Source organism: Flavobacterium ammoniigenes (assembly GCF_020886055.1).
Taxonomy (GTDB): Bacteria; Bacteroidota; Bacteroidia; order Flavobacteriales; family Flavobacteriaceae; genus Flavobacterium; species Flavobacterium ammoniigenes.
The window spans coordinates 1,275,076-1,292,132 of record NZ_AP025184.1 but is presented as its reverse complement, the minus strand read 5'-3'; the positions used below and the strand labels follow the sequence as shown (position 1 = coordinate 1,292,132).

The 17,057-nt window shown below is 34.5% G+C and carries 17 protein-coding genes; 5 read left to right on the top strand and 12 right to left on the bottom strand.

Annotation, left to right across the window (positions count from 1 at the left end):
• Position 1: 1 nt before the first annotated feature.
• From LPC21_RS05895 to rpmH, 7 genes are all read right to left on the bottom strand, one after another.
• Positions 2-460: an SRPBCC family protein gene (locus LPC21_RS05895; RefSeq protein WP_229316246.1), complete on the bottom strand. Its 459-nt coding sequence runs from the start codon at positions 458-460 to the stop codon at positions 2-4.
• Positions 460-909 (bottom strand): sterol desaturase family protein, encoded by a 450-nt coding sequence (locus LPC21_RS05890; RefSeq protein ID WP_229316245.1) that lies wholly within the window; start codon positions 907-909, stop codon positions 460-462. The genes LPC21_RS05895 and LPC21_RS05890 overlap by 1 nt, the downstream gene beginning before the upstream one ends.
• An 11-nt stretch (positions 910-920) precedes the next feature.
• Complete coding sequence (locus LPC21_RS05885) at positions 921-1,760, bottom strand: phytoene/squalene synthase family protein (protein WP_229316244.1); 840 nt, start codon at positions 1,758-1,760, stop codon at positions 921-923.
• A 1-nt stretch (position 1,761) separates the two neighbouring features.
• Positions 1,762-3,237, bottom strand: a complete 1,476-nt coding sequence (locus LPC21_RS05880) for a phytoene desaturase family protein (RefSeq protein ID WP_229316243.1) — start codon at positions 3,235-3,237, stop codon at positions 1,762-1,764.
• Between the two features lie 20 nt (positions 3,238-3,257).
• Positions 3,258-4,157 carry a MerR family transcriptional regulator gene (locus LPC21_RS05875; protein ID WP_229316242.1) on the bottom strand — a complete coding sequence of 300 codons (900 nt, stop codon included), beginning with the start codon at positions 4,155-4,157 and terminating at the stop codon, positions 3,258-3,260.
• A 160-nt stretch (positions 4,158-4,317) separates the two neighbouring features.
• Entirely contained in the window at positions 4,318-7,173 is a 2,856-nt protein-coding gene (gene carB / locus LPC21_RS05870; RefSeq protein WP_229316241.1) for a carbamoyl-phosphate synthase large subunit, read from the bottom strand.
• Positions 7,174-7,331: 158 nt separating this feature from the next.
• Positions 7,332-7,493 carry a 50S ribosomal protein L34 gene (rpmH, locus tag LPC21_RS05865; protein ID WP_008464848.1) on the bottom strand — a complete coding sequence of 54 codons (162 nt, stop codon included), beginning with the start codon at positions 7,491-7,493 and terminating at the stop codon, positions 7,332-7,334.
• Between the two features lie 166 nt (positions 7,494-7,659).
• Between rpmH and LPC21_RS05860 the strand changes: the two genes are divergently transcribed.
• Entirely contained in the window at positions 7,660-8,175 is a 516-nt protein-coding gene (locus LPC21_RS05860) for a DUF2892 domain-containing protein (protein ID WP_229316240.1), read from the top strand.
• Positions 8,176-8,212: 37 nt separating this feature from the next.
• Here LPC21_RS05860 and LPC21_RS05855 read toward each other — a convergent pair whose 3' ends face one another.
• The 3 genes from LPC21_RS05855 to LPC21_RS05845 all read right to left on the bottom strand — a co-directional run bounded on the left by LPC21_RS05855 (position 8,213) and on the right by LPC21_RS05845 (position 11,540).
• Positions 8,213-9,118 carry a lytic transglycosylase domain-containing protein gene (locus LPC21_RS05855; protein ID WP_229316239.1) on the bottom strand — a complete coding sequence of 302 codons (906 nt, stop codon included), beginning with the start codon at positions 9,116-9,118 and terminating at the stop codon, positions 8,213-8,215.
• A gap of 27 nt (positions 9,119-9,145) precedes the next feature.
• Positions 9,146-9,814, bottom strand: coding sequence for an alpha/beta fold hydrolase (locus tag LPC21_RS05850; protein ID WP_229316238.1), 669 nt, complete (start codon positions 9,812-9,814; stop codon positions 9,146-9,148).
• Positions 9,815-9,905: 91 nt separating this feature from the next.
• Positions 9,906-11,540, bottom strand: coding sequence for an ABC-F family ATP-binding cassette domain-containing protein (locus tag LPC21_RS05845; RefSeq protein ID WP_229316237.1), 1,635 nt, complete (start codon positions 11,538-11,540; stop codon positions 9,906-9,908).
• 534 nt (positions 11,541-12,074) lie between these two features.
• Between LPC21_RS05845 and LPC21_RS05840 the strand changes: the two genes are divergently transcribed.
• Entirely contained in the window at positions 12,075-12,299 is a 225-nt protein-coding gene (locus LPC21_RS05840) for a hypothetical protein (RefSeq protein ID WP_229316236.1), read from the top strand.
• A gap of 51 nt (positions 12,300-12,350) precedes the next feature.
• Positions 12,351-13,733, top strand: a complete 1,383-nt coding sequence (locus LPC21_RS05835; RefSeq protein ID WP_229316235.1) for a Kelch repeat-containing protein — start codon at positions 12,351-12,353, stop codon at positions 13,731-13,733.
• Between the two features lie 57 nt (positions 13,734-13,790).
• On the opposite strand, the gene LPC21_RS05830 is transcribed toward LPC21_RS05835, so the two are convergent.
• Together LPC21_RS05830 and LPC21_RS05825 are read right to left on the bottom strand one after the other, a co-directional pair.
• A complete protein-coding gene (locus LPC21_RS05830) occupies positions 13,791-14,966 on the bottom strand; it encodes a GlmU family protein (RefSeq protein ID WP_229316234.1) in 1,176 nt (391 codons plus the stop codon).
• Between the two features lie 102 nt (positions 14,967-15,068).
• On the bottom strand, positions 15,069-15,320 hold the full coding sequence (locus tag LPC21_RS05825) for a type B 50S ribosomal protein L31 (RefSeq protein ID WP_229316233.1): 252 nt from the start codon (positions 15,318-15,320) through the stop codon (positions 15,069-15,071).
• A 245-nt stretch (positions 15,321-15,565) separates the two neighbouring features.
• Here LPC21_RS05825 and LPC21_RS05820 point away from each other — a divergent pair, with 245 nt between their 5' ends.
• Together LPC21_RS05820 and LPC21_RS05815 are read left to right on the top strand one after the other, a co-directional pair.
• Complete coding sequence (locus tag LPC21_RS05820; protein ID WP_229316232.1) at positions 15,566-16,093, top strand: DUF4199 domain-containing protein; 528 nt, start codon at positions 15,566-15,568, stop codon at positions 16,091-16,093.
• 6 nt (positions 16,094-16,099) lie between these two features.
• On the top strand, positions 16,100-17,053 hold the full coding sequence (locus LPC21_RS05815) for a glycosyltransferase family 2 protein (RefSeq protein ID WP_229316231.1): 954 nt from the start codon (positions 16,100-16,102) through the stop codon (positions 17,051-17,053).
• Positions 17,054-17,057: the final 4 nt, after the last annotated feature.

Below are 17,057 nucleotides of genomic sequence, written 5' to 3'. Positions count from 1 at the left end.
TTTAAGCGTTAAATAATTCGTCCACCTTTACTTTTCGATATTCAAAAATGGTTTTCAATTTATTTTTAACCACCAAACTATTCATAATACGACCTATGAAGCCCAAAGGCAACGCATAATGTATCAAATCAGTCATAAGAACACCATTGTCTTTTACTTCAAAAAAGTGTTTGTGATGCCAAAGAGTATAAGGTCCAAAACGTTGTTCGTCTACAAAATAGCTTTGGTCTTTAACAACCGTAATTACAGTCATCCAACCTAATTTGATTCCAAAAAGAGGGGAAACTTTGTATTGAATAATTTGTCCCGCATACATGTTTTTTTCATCAAAATCAGTGATTTCGAATCCCATATCGCTCGGTGTGATTTTTTGTAAATTCTTTGGATTTGAAAAGAAAGACCAGCATTCTTCAATATTAGCATTGACAAACTGTTCGGTCTTTAATGAATATACTTTCATTATATTTTATAGTATTTGAATGGAACAAATAACATCCCAAAACATTCTCCGTGTTCTTTTCCTAAATGCTTGTGGTGTACTTTGTGCGCTTTACGCAAGCCAATTAAATACTTATTATTGGTATTTTTAAACCATTTGAATCGTTGGTGAATTAATACATCGTGTATCAAAAAGTAACACATGCCGTAAAACATAATTCCTAAGCCGATGAAGAATTTATAATTCAATCCGCCCTCAACACCAAAATAGAAAAGTGTAATGCTTGGAATAGCAAAAATGACAAAGAACACATCATTGCGTTCAAAGATGCCCGCATATTTAGGTTGGTGATGGTCAGCGTGAAAATACCACATAAAACCGTGCATCACAAACTTGTGGGTGCACCAAGTTACACATTCCATAATCAAAAAAGTAACTAAGAAAATCAGAAAAAACTGGATTTCATTCATTGTAATTATATTTAAACTAATTTTAATTTGTACGTAACAAAAGATTGAGCAAGTAGTCCTGCTTTAGTATAATTAGAAACTCGGATTCGGGCAGTGCCAATTTTATGACTTGGAGTTTTTTCTAATTTATTCAACAATTTCTTGTAGTATACATAAGCTGTATAAACTCCAAATTTGGCTTCCATTGGTAATTTGGTAATTCCTTGAAAAGCCACTTTAAAATCTTCCTCTATCTCGTTAATAATTGCTTGTTTGGCATTTTCATCAAACGAATTCAAATCAACTCCTGGGAAATAGGTACGATTTAAAACCAAGTTATCGTCTTTCAAATCACGTAAAAAGTTGACTTTTTGAAAAGCCGATCCCAATCGCATTGCTTCGTCCTTCAACAAATTGTATTTCTCTATATCGCCATCCACAAACACTTTCAAACACATTAGACCAACAACATCAGCAGAACCATAAATGTATTCTTCGTACTCTTCTTTGCTGTGGTATTCGGTTTTCACCAAATCCAATTTCATACTTTTCAAAAAAGCCTGAATCAAATCATCTGAGATGTTATAGCGTTTCACCGTAATTTGAAACGAATTCAAAATAGGATTCAAGCTAATTCCAGAATGATAGGCTTTATAATATTCAGTTTCAAAATCATGAATCAAGGTTTCTTTTTCGTAACCATGAAAAGAATCCACAATTTCATCCGCAAAACGAACAAATCCATATACGCTATAAATAGCCTCTCTGATGCTTGGTGAAAGCATGTAGACTGCTAATGAAAATGAAGTACTATAGTTTTTGGTTACTAGCTTACTGCATTTAAAAGATACGTCGTCAAATAACTGCTTCATGTTATGCTTTTGAAAATTGTTTATTAATTAATTCTGACACTAATTTTCCAGAAATTAAGGCGGGAGGCACACCTGGTCCAGGAACAGTCAATTGACCTGTAAAAAAAAGATTTTCTACTTTTTTACTTTTTAATTTGGGTCTTAAAAATGCAGTTTGTAATAAGGTATTGGCCATTCCATAGGCATTCCCTTTATAGGAATTATAATCTTGGACAAAATCATTTTTACAAAAAGATCGTCTAAAGATAATATTTTTTCTAACTTCTTGTCCGGTCACCGACTCAAATCTATCCATGATTTTATAAAAATATTCTTCACGCAATGCTTCAGTATCTTCAATTCCTGGAGCTAACGGGATCAAGAAAAAGGCTGACTCCATTCCTTCAGGAGCAGTCGAAGGATCTGTTAAAGAAGGGAAATTAGCATAAAATAAAGGCTCTGCCGGCCATCTTGGACTGTCATAAATATCTACAGCATGCTGATTAAAATCGGTGTCAAAGAACAAAGCGTGATGCGAAATGTTTTCTATTTTTTTATTGAAACCCACATAGAACAACAAAGAAGAAGGCGCAAATACTCGACTATCCCAATATTTTTCAGAATAAGCGCGGTGTTGTTCCTCCAATAAGGTTTCTGTATGATGGTAATCGGCTCCACTTAATACCACATCCGAATAGATGGTTTGACCGTTGACTACGATTCCTTTGGCGGTTTTATTGTCAACGATTATTTTTTCAATAGCCGCATTGGTTACAAATTTCACTCCTAATTCGGTAGCCAAACTTTCCATGCCACGAATTACATCAAACATACCTGTTTTTGGATGCCAAGTACCCAATCCGAAATCGGCATAATTCATGAAACTATAAAAAGAAGGCGTATCTGAAGGTTTAGCCCCTAAAAACAAAACTGGGAATTCTAAGATTTGAATTAACTTTTCATTCTTGAATTTCTTGCGAACATCACGACTGATGTTACTGAAAAACTGCCCTACTTTTTTGGCCGTTTCCAAAGTGATCAATTCCAAAGGAGATACTCCCGGACGGTAAACTAGGTCTTTAATTGCAATATCATAATTGGATCGCGCCTCGGCCATAAATTGTTCCAAAACAGCACCACTACCCTTTTCAACTGATTCAAAAGTGGCAATAATTTCAGGTAAATTATCAGCAATTGAAATGAATTCGTTGATCCCAAAATAGACTCTGTAGGCTGGAGACAACTTAATCAACTCATAATAATCTGTCGTTTTTTTTCCAAAATCAGCAAAAAAACGATCAAATACATCCGGCATCCAATACCAGCTTGGCCCCATATCAAAAGTAAAACCATCACTTTTTAATTGACGGGCACGACCACCAATGGTAGCATTTTTTTCATAAACCGTTACTTGATGACCACTTTGAGCTAAATAACTTGCTGCCGCCAAAGACGAAAATCCAGAACCTATTATTGTTATTATTTTGGTTTGATTCATTTACTTATTATTTCTAATTATTATTTAATAACTCCTACCAAAGAATCTATAGAATTGAAAACCAGCATATTATTTGACAGAGTACTAAGGTCTATATGTTCAACCATTCGTCCTATATACCATAATTGGGTAGTCTCGTCTTCTAGTTCTTGTTTCATTCTGCTGACATAATCATTAACTGAATCTTTATCGGGTTGTACTGTAAGGTACGAAACAAAAACAATGGAGTCGAAATGTTTCTTTAAATCTTTCAAATTTTCAATCGGCATGCTTTCGCCAAGATAAATCGTTTTATAACCTTTAGAAAGAATTTCATAATTCAAATACATCAATCCCAATTCGTGAATTTCATTCATTGGCAAAGACAAAACAAAAACCTTATCGGTTTTTCTTGGCTTTAATACCTGAAGTTGTTCGGTTTGAATCAATAATTTTTGTTTGATCAAAAAGGTAATGAAATGCTCGTGTGCTGGCGAAATGGTATCTGTTTGCCACAACATTCCTAATTCTTGCATTAAAGGCAAAAACACTTCGTAAAAGATTTCCTGAAACGATTTTTCAGCCATCAACCAATTGTATGTGTTAAAAAACAACTCTTGATCAAAATTCATCATGGCCATTTTAAATTCGCTCAAAGCGTGACTTTTGGCTGTTTTATTGGTCACAATCTCACGAACTAAAGTGGGTATTGTATCTGGTGGATAGGTGGCAATCTTAGATATTTTGTAGCCGTAATCGTGAAGCAAAGTGATGTTGAGCAACTTTTGCAAACTGGCTAGATCATACAACCTAATGTTGGTATCCGTGCGCATGGGTTCCAAGATATTGTATCTCTTTTCCCAAATACGAATCGTATGTGCTTTAATACCTGATAAATTTTCAAGGTCTTTGATACTGAATACGTTCTTAACGTTGTTCATTCTTTTTTAATTTTAATTAAACAAAAGTAAAATAAAAAAAGATAAGAAGCTAATTTAATAAGGTACGGAATAATATTTTTAGAAAGAATCGTTCTCCCTTGATTTAATTCCATAAAAAAAGCCTCTGATTAGAGGCTTTTTTATTTCTAAGATTCAAGTATTATTTACTCAAATACATTTTTCTTCTAGAGTACAATTCATAAAATTGATCGTCTTTCAAATCGTCAATAAACAAGATACTTTCTCCTGTCGATTTCATCTCTGGTCCTAATGCTTTATTCACATTTTGGAATTTACTGAAAGAGAAAACCGGTTGTTTAATCGCATAGCCTTTCAATTGAGGATTGTAGTTAAAGTCGGTTACTTTATTTGCACCTAACATTACTTTAGTCGCATAATTTACATAGGGTTCGCCATACGCCTTAGCAATGAATGGAACTGTTCTAGACGCTCTTGGATTGGCCTCAATGATGTATACAATATCATTTTTGATAGCAAACTGAATGTTGATCAAACCAACAGTTTTTAAAGCTACGGCAATTTTATGTGTATGATCTTTGATTTGTTGCATTACAAATTCACCTAAATTAAATGGTGGCAAAGTCGCATTACTATCCCCAGAGTGAACTCCGCAAGGTTCGATGTGCTCCATGATTCCAATGATGTATACATTACCATCTGCATCGCAAATAGCATCTGCTTCCGCTTCGATAGCACCATCTAAATAATGATCTAACAACAATTTATTGCCTGGAATTGATTTCAACAAATTGATTACGTGTTCTTCTAATTCTTGCTTGTTGATCACAATTTTCATTCCCTGACCTCCTAATACATAAGAAGGACGAATTAACAATGGGAAATCCAAAGTGTCGGCAAGAGCAGAAGCCTCGTCAGCAGTTTCAGCAATTCCAAATTTTGGGAAAGGGATATTCAACTCGGTTAATAAATCAGAGAAACGTCCTCTGTCTTCGGCTAAATCCAAAGCATCAAAACTAGTTCCTAAGATTTTTACTCCATATTTCGATAATTTTTCTGCCAATTTCAAGGCCGTTTGACCTCCTAATTGCACGATTACACCTTCTGGTTTTTCGTGTTGGATAATATCATAAATATGCTCCCAGAAAACAGGTTCGAAATACAATTTATCAGCCGTATCAAAATCAGTTGAAACTGTTTCTGGATTACAGTTGATCATGATGGTTTCGTAACCACATTCTTTGGCCGCCAACACCCCGTGAACACAAGAATAATCAAATTCGATTCCTTGTCCAATTCTATTTGGGCCTGACCCTAAAACAATAATTTTCTTTTTATCGGTAACTACACTTTCGTTGTGAACATAACGTTCTCCGCTTGGCGTTTCAATTTCGGCCTCAAAAGTAGAATAATAGTATGGTGTTTGTGCTTTAAATTCGGCAGCACAAGTATCTACTAATTTAAATACTCGGTTGATTTTCATGTCCATACGCAAGGTATGTACTTGACTTTCCAAACAACCCATCATGTGTGCAATTTGTCTGTCAGAGAAACCTTTTTGTTTGGCCTCTAACAATAATTCTCTAGGTAAAGAATCTACTTTGTAAGTAGCAATTTCTTTTTCTAAAGTGAATAATTGCTCGTATTGTTTTAAGAACCACATGTCTATTTTTGTGATCTCATGAATACGACTCAAAGGAATTCCCATCGCAATGGCGTCATAAATTACGAAAACACGATCCCAACTTGCATGCGTCAGTTTATCGATGATTTGTTCGTAATTCGTATATCCTTTTCCGTCAGCGCCCAAACCATTTCTTTTGATTTCCAATGATTGTGTGGCTTTGTGTAAAGCTTCTTGGAAAGAACGTCCAATTCCCATCACCTCACCTACTGATTTCATTTGAAGACCCAAAGTCTTATCGGCACCTTCAAATTTATCGAAGTTCCAACGTGGTATTTTCACAATTACATAATCCAAAGTCGGCTCAAATAAAGCCGAAGTTGATTTTGTAATTTGGTTTTGCAATTCGTCAAGGTTGTAGCCCAAAGCTAATTTCGAAGCAATTTTAGCAATTGGATACCCCGTTGCTTTTGATGCTAATGCTGATGAACGAGATACACGTGGATTAATTTCAATCGCAACAATATCTTCTTTTTCGTCTGGTGAAACCGCAAATTGTACGTTACAACCTCCAGCAAAATTTCCGATGCTTCGCATCATCAAAATCGCCATATCACGCATTTTTTGGAAGGTAGTATCCGATAAGGTCATTGCTGGTGCTACCGTGATCGAATCTCCAGTATGAATTCCCATTGGGTCCATATTTTCGATCGAACAGATAATCACGACATTATCATTTTTATCTCTCAATAATTCTAATTCATATTCTTTCCATCCCAACAAAGCCTTGTCAATCAACACCTCGTGGATTGGTGACATTTCCAAACCGTAGGTTAACTTTTCGTCAAATTCTTCTTTACTATGCACAAAAGCAGCTCCTGTTCCTCCTAAGGTAAACGAAGGACGAATTACCAATGGAAAGCCAAATTCTTGAGCAATTTCTTTTCCTTGCAAGAATGAAGTTGCTGTTTTGGCAGGTGCGGCTGGAATTCCAATTTTTTCAAGCAACTGTTTGAATTGCTCTCTGTCTTCGGTAATATTAATGGCGTTCACATCAACACCAATCAATCGTACTCCAAAGTCTTCCCAAATACCTTTTTCTTCAGCTTCCAAACACAAGTTCAAAGCCGTTTGTCCACCCATGGTTGGCAAAACCGCATCAATTTGAGGATGCGCTTTCAAAATTTCAATAATCGACTTGGTGGTCAGTGGTTTTAAGTAAACATGATCGGCCATCGATGGGTCAGTCATAATGGTAGCTGGATTCGAGTTGATTAATATCACTTCGATTCCTTCTTCACGAATAGAACGTGCTGATTGCGATCCTGCATAATCAAATTCGCAAGCTTGACCAATTACAATAGGACCTGAACCTATTATCAAAACGGATTTAATGGATGTGTCTTTTGGCATTGTAGTATAATTTGTGTGTTGTTGTAAACTTTTTAAAGATAAAAAACTTATTTGAGATACTGTTTAAAAGTCTAAATCAAAGATAGTTAGTTTAAATTTTCAAAAAAAAGCCGTTACTAAAAAATAGTAACGGCTTAATGTTGATTATAGAATAACCATTATTTTTTGTGTCTAGGTTCGCTAGAAACAGTCAATTTATGTCTTCCTTTAGCTCTTCTTCTTGCAAGAACTTTTCTTCCATTAGCAGAAGCCATTCTGTCCATAAATCCGTGTTTATTTCTTCTTTTTCTTTTCGATGGTTGAAACGTTCTTTTGCTCATTGGTTTGTATCTTTAAAATCTTTATTTATATGTCTTCTAGTTTTTGAATAACCGTTATTCCAAAACCGAGTGCAAATATACAAAGACTTTTTTTTCTAGCAAGTAGTTTTATAAAAATATTTTTAATTCCTTTTACTATCTTTGCAACCATAAATTCAATACTATTATGTTTCACAAAAATATCAAACTTATTCTTGCCGGACTTATCGTCGCTACTGGCATTTGGCAATTTACTGAAAGTAACATCGGAAATGGAATCTTCCTTTTATTAGTGAGTGCTATTCCTGTTTTTTTATATTTCAAAAACGAATTCATCTTATTGGCTTTCTTAAAGTTGAGAAAACAAGATTTTGAAGGGGCTAAAAGTTGGTTGGATAAAATCAAAAATCCGGAAGGCGCTTTGGTTCAAAAACAACAAGGATACTTTAATTACCTGCACGGTATTATGTTGTCACAAACCAACATCAACCAATCCGAGAAATTTTTCAAAAAAGCGATAGAGTTAGGATTGTCAATGGATATGGATTTGGCTGTAGCCAAATTAAACTTAGCCGGAATTGCCATGTCGAGAAGAAGAAAATTAGAAGCCACCTCACTTTTGAATGAAGCCAAAAAACTCGACAAACAAAACATGTTGAAAGATCAAATCAGCATGATGAAAGAGCAAATGAAAAAAATATAAGACAAAAAAAAGAGGCGATGTACATCGCCTCTTTTTTTTAGTATCCTTCCAGTGGAATTTCCAACTGGTATTTTTTATTGGTAGGATTCACCATCTTAGTGGTGCGCAACCACGGATTGTGAATTTTCAATATTTTATAATTAATTCCTTGTTGCATCGCCAGGTTAGCTAAATCAGTTACCGAACTATCAATAGCAATTTTCTTCGTAGCTACAATTTTGTATTGCTCTTCCTCTGTAATAGGAAAACCATATTGTTCTGGATGTTGCATGATTTGTTTCAAGGCTAAAATTCGGAAAACATAACGAGAGGTTTCGTCATTCAACAACAAATCATAATAACTAGATACTTTCTGGCTATCCAATTGCTTTTTGATTCCAGTTCCACCCGCATTATACGCAGCGGCTACTAAAGTCCAATTCCCAAATTTCTCTTTGGCTTTCAAAAAATAAGCGCAAGCTGCCTCTGTTGCTTTTTCCAAATGGTAACGTTCGTCTATATTCTCATTCACTTCCAAACCAATTTCTTTAGCCGTATCCGGCATAAATTGCCAAACACCTCTAGCTCCTGCCGGAGAAATTACATTTACCAAACCACTTTCAATTACGGCTACATATTTAAAATCGTCAGGGACACCATTTTTCTTTAAGATAGGTTCAATTACCGCAAAAGCACGACGCGCTCTTTTCAAAATCAAAAGCGTTGACGCATTCAAATGTTTATTGACCAACAATTCTCTATCCAAACGCTCTTGCACATCGGCGATTTGCAACGGCACTGCTTCGCCTGCAAAATCAATTTTAGCCGGAAAATAATTTGGATTAAATCGGGCTATCCAATTGGAAGGCAATTCTAATTTAGATGCAAAAATAAACAGTCCGCTGATGAGGACAATTCCGATTAATAGAATCGATTTACGAATGGTTGTAGTTTTTTTATTCATTTATTTTGTCTTTATATGATTAACCAACTAAAAAGTACCTTCAATAATCGAGGGTAAGTTATCGTTAAGCCATTTGTATTTACTTAAAATCAGTACATGAGTTCCTCCTTTTACGACAATACAGTTTTTAATATATTGTAAAGGAAACACCTCATCGGCATCGCCGTGAATATGAATCACATTGGGATCCACTCGTGTTCTATCCCACAATAAAACGCGTTCAATAGCCCAGTCTAGATAATGCACATCGCGAACAGAGAGATACCTTTCGTATAATTTCAATCGTTGCCCTATGGATTTTCCAAAAGAAAAAGCACTTAACTTTTCTATGTTCGAAAAAATGGAAGTCGGAATTAATTTATACGCTTTAGTGGTTTTGGCAATTTTCATTCGGCGTGGAAATTCGACATTCGATTTCACACTTGAAATAATTATGACTTTCAGCGGATTCAAATAGGCCGCCATTTCTTGCACCAAAATCCCTCCGAAAGAAACCCCAATCAAAACCGGATTAGGTGCTGTAATTTTTTTCGACATTCGTTCGGCATAGGCTGGCAATGATTCGTCTCCAATGGGTAATTCCCAATCTAAAAGATGGACTTCAAAATGCGTTTCTGGCAAGGCAATGCGCTCAAATATTAGCGAACTAGCCGCTAATCCAGGCATGCAATACACCGAAATCTTGTTGGTATCCATTATCGAAAAAACATTACTTCAGGGTAAAAATAAGGATATTAATCAGAAAAATTGATTCCAACAGCACAAAGAAATTAAGTTGCAACAAAAACTACTTTTCGATTTCTCTCAAACTCTCCATTTTCTTATGCGCCAAGAATCCAGCGATATCTTCGAAATGTTCTACCACTCTTTTGTTTCCAAATTCAAACACTTTAGTTGCCAAACCGTCTAAGAAGTCACGGTCGTGTGACACTAAAATTAACGTTCCGTCAAAATCTTTTAAGGCCTCTTTGATAATGTCTTTAGTCTTCATATCCAAATGATTCGAAGGCTCATCCAGAATCAATAAGTTCACTGGTTCTAACAATAGTTTTATCATTGCTAAACGTGTTTTTTCTCCTCCAGAAAGTACTTTCACTTTCTTAGTAACATCGTCACCATGAAACATGAACGCCCCTAAAATATCTTTAATTTTGGTTCGAACATCACCTACCGCTATATCGTCAATAGTCTCAAATATCGATGCATTGCCATCCAATAAAGCCGCTTGATTTTGTGCAAAATAACCAATTTGGGCGTTGTGACCAATTTCGACACTACCGCTATCAATACCAATTTCTTTCATGATGGCTTTGATCATAGTCGATTTTCCTTCACCATTTTTACCAACGAAGGCTACTTTTTGCCCGCGCTCAATAACTAAATTAGCATCTTTGAATACCACATGATCGCCATAGGATTTAGACAACTCTTTAACAATTACTGGATATTGACCAGAACGAGCCGCTGGTGGAAACTTCAATTTCAAAGCCGAGGTATCTACTTCGTCTACTTGAACAATTTCAAGTTTCTCTAACATCTTCACACGCGATTGTACCGCATCGGTCTTAGAAAACGTTCCTTTAAAACGATCAATAAAGGCTCTGTTGTCGGCAATCATTTTTTGTTGCTCATCGTAAGCTTTTTGTTGGTGCATACGACGGTCTTTTCGCAATTCTAGATAATGAGAATACTTGGCTTTGTAATCATAAATTCGTCCCATAGTTACTTCAATGGTACGATTAGTAATATTATCTACAAAGGCTCTATCGTGAGAAATCACAACGACTGCTTTCGCTTGATTAATCAAAAAATCTTCTAACCATTGAATACTTTCAATATCCATATGGTTTGTTGGCTCATCTAGCAAAATCAAATCCGGTTTCTGTAAAAGAATTTTTGCCAATTCAATTCGCATTCTCCAACCTCCCGAAAACTCTGAAGTTTGACGAGTAAAATCGTCACGAACAAATCCCAAACCAATTAATATTTTTTCTACCTCAGCTTCATAATTCACTTCTTCAATAGCATAGTATTTCTCACTTAAGTCCGAAACACGCTCAATCAACTTCATGTACTCATCACTTTCATAATCGGTACGAACGGTCAATTGCTCATTTACTTCGTCAATCTCGGCTTTCATTTTGAAAATTTCACCAAAGGCTTTGGATGCTTCTTCCATTACAGTAGCGCCATCGGTAGTCAATAAGTGCTGAGGCAAATAAGCTACCACCGCTTCTTTAGGTGCCGAAATCGAACCTGTTGAAGGTTTACTTTGTCCTGCAATAATTTTCAAAAGCGTTGATTTTCCCGCTCCATTTTTACCCATAAGGGCAATTTTATCATTTTCATTAATGGCGAAAGAAACCTCACTAAAAAGTGTAGTTCCGCCAAATTGCACCGAAATATCGTTAACTGTAATCATTGCGTAAAGGGTTTATATGTTGGAAAAGTCACTAATTCGACCTCCCGTTTTTAAAGGCGCAAATATAATTTAAATCAGTCTTTGTTTGCAGACTAATCGTAAAGATTTATTGTTATGCAATTCAAAATAGATCGTTAGAGCATTCAAAACCAAAAAATTATGTCAAATAAATAGTTTAAATAGACAATTAAAACAAAAGGATACGATAAATAGATTTTTAAAATATATTGATAATCATGCAATTGCAAAATATAAATAGTAGAAAATATTGTTTCGTGCATTATTTCAAGATAGACAACCATAATTACAGAAATTTACAAAAGTAAAAATGTTACTTAATCGAAGAATATGATTACAAAAGAAACCACTACCATCATTAGCCTTGTTAAAACAGGCATTATTTAGAATCCCACTTCAAAAAATAAAGAACAAATCTCTTTTGAAGATGTATCCAAAATTCATATTTGTATTCGGAAACGAAAATTAATCCTAAAAACCTTTTTGATTGGGTACTTTATTTTTACACTTTTCTGCATGCAATACCTCAATATGGAATTGTCTATTTTTTCAATGCTTATTTTCTGTATTAATTTTATCGTGATCAATACCTTAGATTTTAAAACCTACCGACTTCAAATTATTTTGAAAAACAATGTCGTTATTGAAAAACGCATTCCTAAAAAATTAAAATATGACTATATTAGTCTTATTAGTGAAATTAGAAGAAACTTACTTCCAGATAGTGTTCCCGCTTTGTAAATTGTAATAAAAATAGTATATTAGAAAACTATTTGAACCAATTCTAAATCTATGAACCGGATCCAAAATATTTTCTACTGTTTTGCATTGCTCATTTCTATTCAAGGGGCTGCACAAATGGATCAATACAAAGGAGAAACGTATCTTTTTCAAGATGCAAGATCCCGACAAGCAATCGTAATTGAAAGTGATTCTGTCTATTATAAAAACACACCTAAAAAACTTCAGCTTTTAAAGCATACTAGTTATCCAGAAATAATATCAAGATACAATGCTTTCACGATCGGTAATAAAAATTATTTTGCACACAATGGTTGTGGTCCAGTTTTAGAATGGAGAAATGACTCCATAATTAGAATAGATAATTCTTTTTTACATCAAAATCAATTTGGGGCTACCACTTTTGTTTACAAAAATGAAATCTACTATTTTGGAGGTTATGGCCTATTTACCTTCAAAAACATATTGACAAAATATATATTTAAGTCAAAAGAATGGATCGCTATTCAAACTTTTGGAAGTGAATTTCCTTCTTTGAGACGTGATGCCAATAAAATTTTAATGGGAGATAATTTGTATATTTTTGGTGGATTATCCGAAAATTCTAAAGATTTTTATTTTGGACAAGTCCCTAGTGACAACATTGTTTGGAAACTGAACCTTAAAACTATGTCATGGAGTAAAGAAGGAATATACAACCCTAAATACAACTCGACAGATTGCTATTTTAATTTCCAATTTGGGTCCAAAATGTACATGATTAGCCGAGGAGCTGACAATAAACTACTAGAGATTGATATAACAACCAATACTATTAAAAAATACATATTACCATCAGTATTTAATATTAAATCGTTGTATTTTGATGAGAAATCTCAAGAACTTGTTGTTGTTCATTTCTTAAGCACTTCGGTAAAAACTAAAATCATTCGAATAAAACTCAATACTATATTACATAATCCAATTCAGACCGAAACTTTTATTACCAACCCATTTGAAAAATGGATATATTCCTTTGTGTTGTTAGCAATAGTTGTCTTTTTATCCTATCTATTTTACAAGTCAAAATTCAAAAATAAATTGATTCAACACAAGAGTATTCTATTTGACAACAACTCCCAACAATTGCAATTTAAAAGTAAAGTTATTGATGCTTTCGATACAAATGAATTAAAAATAATTTTGCATTTGATTCACAATCAATCTGAATATATCCCGATCAACTCGTTAAACAATTTATTTGAACAAGCCGATTTATCAGAAAATTATTCAAGTATTACAAAACGTAGAGAAAATACGTTAAATTCTATTATCACAAAATTGAGTTTGATTACTGGCTATAACAAAAGTGAGATTATATTGTATAGAAAAAATCCTGATGACAAACGAATGAAAGAAATCAAGTTGAAAGACCATTTTATTAGAGTCAAGTAAAAACAAAAAACTCGCATCAATTGATGCGAGTTTTTTTTTATAAAGTATTCTAATCTGTTATTCTTTTCGCCACTTTTTGGTTTCTTCAAAGACGTGTTCTAAAATGGCTTGTTCTTTTTGGTCAAATTCCACATCTCTGCGGCTCATTACTAATTTTGCGGTAGCAAAAGCTTTACTAGTTACATAGGTAGTAAATCCAGCGGCGCCTCCCCAAGAAAAACTAGGTACAAAATTGCGAGGAAAACCACTACCAAAAATATTCGCACTTACTCCTACAACAGTTCCGGTATTGAACATCGTATTGATTCCGCACTTACTATGATCACCCATCATCAAACCACAAAATTGCAAGCCCGTTTTAGCAAAACCTTCGGTTTCGTAACTCCATAATTTTACTTCTTCGTAGTTGTTTTTAAGATTGGAATTATTACTGTCTGCGCCAATATTACACCATTCACCCAAAACAGAATTACCTAAAAATCCGTCATGCCCTTTATTCGAATAGGCAAATAAAACCGAATTATTCACTTCGCCTCCAATTTTAGAATACGGCCCAACGGTTGTTGCACCATAGACTTTTGTCGCCAATTTTACTCCAGCTCCTTCGCACAAAGCAAAAGGTCCACGAATTACAGAGCCTTCCATAATTTCAGCATTTTTACCAATATAAATTGGCCCTGTAGATGCGTTTAAAGTAACAAACTCTAATTTGGCTCCTTCTTCTATAAAAATATGCTCGGGTGCCATTACATTCACTGATTTTGGAATCGGTTGCGATTTTCTATCTTGAGTCAAAAACGCAAAATCAGCACGAAGCGCTGCATCGTTTTTGGCAAATATATCCCAAGTGTGAGCTACGGTTATACAGTCATCTGTATATTCAAGTATTTCATAGGTGTCAAAATCAACTTCTTCTTGCTCTTCATTGGTATAAAAAGCAATCACTTCTTCACCTTTAAAAATAGCTTGATTGGATTCCAAATTCTGAATCATGTCAACCAAAGTAGCAGTTGGCAAAAATGAAGCGTTGATCATCACATTTTGTTCCATTTCTACCATAGGGAATTTATCGGTAAGGTAGTCTTCGGTCAAGGTGGTGGTGGTTGAACCTAAATAGGCTTCCCATTTTTGGCGGATCGTCAAAATTCCGATTAAAATATCGGCTACTGGCCGGGTAAAAGTGAAGGGCAAAAGTGCATTTCGAGCAGGACCGTCAAAAAGGATGTAATTCATTTTGAAAAATTTCAAAGTTATAAGTGGTCAAAGTTACAAAGTTTTTACATAAAAAAAGCCTCACAAATTGTGAGGCTTAGTATAAGAAGAAACGAATTAAAATTATTTAACGTGTTTCGCGTATTTAGTTTTGAATTTATCGATACGACCTGCAGTATCAATTAATTTAGATTTACCTGTGTAAAAAGGGTGAGAAGTTCTAGAAATCTCCATTTTTACAACTGGATATTCTACACCGTCAACAGTGACAGTTTCTTTAGTTTCAGCAGTAGATTTAGTAATAAAAACATCATCATTTGACATGTCTTTAAAAGCAACTAATCTGTAATTTTCTGGGTGTACACCTTTTTTCATCGTAATTCTTTTTTATTAGTTTCAATTATAATTGTGTTTTGAAGCTTTTCTTCTAACAGAAAAGGTATAAACCAAGTATAACTTTTTGTTTTTACATTATTATTTTGAGTTTGCAAATTTACACTTATTTTTTAATAATCAAATCTTTGTCTTACTTTTTTTATCAATCGCTAAATCGCGATTTTTCGTTACTAATAATGTAGTAATTGCTATATTTGTAGATTAATTTTTAAAATTTTTACATCATGATAAATGAAACTATTAAAAAGAACGGACTAACTTTTGGTGTATTGTCTGGAATTGTATCTGCATTAATAACCTCAACTATCTATGCTATTGATTTAAATCTATTCGTCTCTTGGTGGATTGGTGTAGTGAGTATGGTAATTTATCTAACAATTAGTATCGTATTACTTTCCAAAACAAAGAAAGAGTTGAAGGGTGTATTTGTATTTAAAGATGCCTTTACTACTTATTTTATTTCTGCTGTAGTTGGGACATTAATTGGAACCCTATTTAATATTCTACTTTTCAATGTTATCGACCCATCAATTCAAGATACTTTAAAAGAAATCACCATAAAAAATGCAGTTGAAATGATGCAAAAATTCAATTCGCCTGCAGCAGCTATCAATGAAATGATTGCAAAAATGAATGAAAGCAATCCCTATTCTGTAATTGAATTATTAAAAGGGTCCGTTTACAGTATCTTGATTAGCTCCATTATTGGCTTAATTATGGCCGCGTTTTTCAAAAGCAAGTCACAAGAATAAAACTACATGAATCTATCCATACTAATCCCGCTTCTTAACGAAGAGGAATCGCTTAACGAATTGTACACTTGGATTATCAAAGTGATGCAAACCAATAACTACACCTACGAAATTATCTTTCTTGACGATGGAAGTACCGATAATTCTTGGCAGTATATTGAACAATTTGCTCAAGAAAATCCTCATGTAAAAGGAATTCGTTTTATGAAAAACTTTGGGAAATCGCAAGCCCTGCATGCTGGATTTGCCAAAGCTCAAGGCGATGTCATAATTACTATGGATGCCGATTTGCAAGACAGTCCTGAAGAAATTCCTGGTTTGTATGATATGATTATTAACGGAAACTACGACTTGGTTTCAGGTTGGAAAAAGAAACGCTACGATTCGGTAGTGGCGAAAAATATCCCGTCGAAATTATTCAACTGGGCGGCTCGAAAAACATCGGGTGTGTATTTGAATGATTTTAACTGCGGCTTAAAAGCCTACAAAAATGTGGTGGTAAAGAATGTGGAAGTGTCGGGCGAAATGCACCGTTATATTCCGGTTTTAGCCAAAAACGCTGGCTTTAATAAAATTGGCGAAAAAGTGGTACAACACCAAGCTAGAAAATACGGCGAGTCCAAATTTGGTATGAGCCGATTTATTAATGGCTTCTTGGATTTAATTACCATTTGGTTTTTATCGCGTTATGGAAAACGACCGATGCACTTTTTTGGAGCAGCAGGCGTATTGATGTTTATTATTGGGTTCATATCAACTGGATTAATCATTGGAGTCAAATTGTACCGTTTGTACGCAGGCTTCCATACTATGTTAGTTACTGAGAATCCCCTATTCTATATCGCACTAACCACAATGATTATTGGAACTCAATTATTCCTAGCTGGGTTCTTGGGTGAGATAATCCTTCGAACTAAAAATAACGAAGAACTTTATAAAATTGCCAATGAACTGAATTAAACCC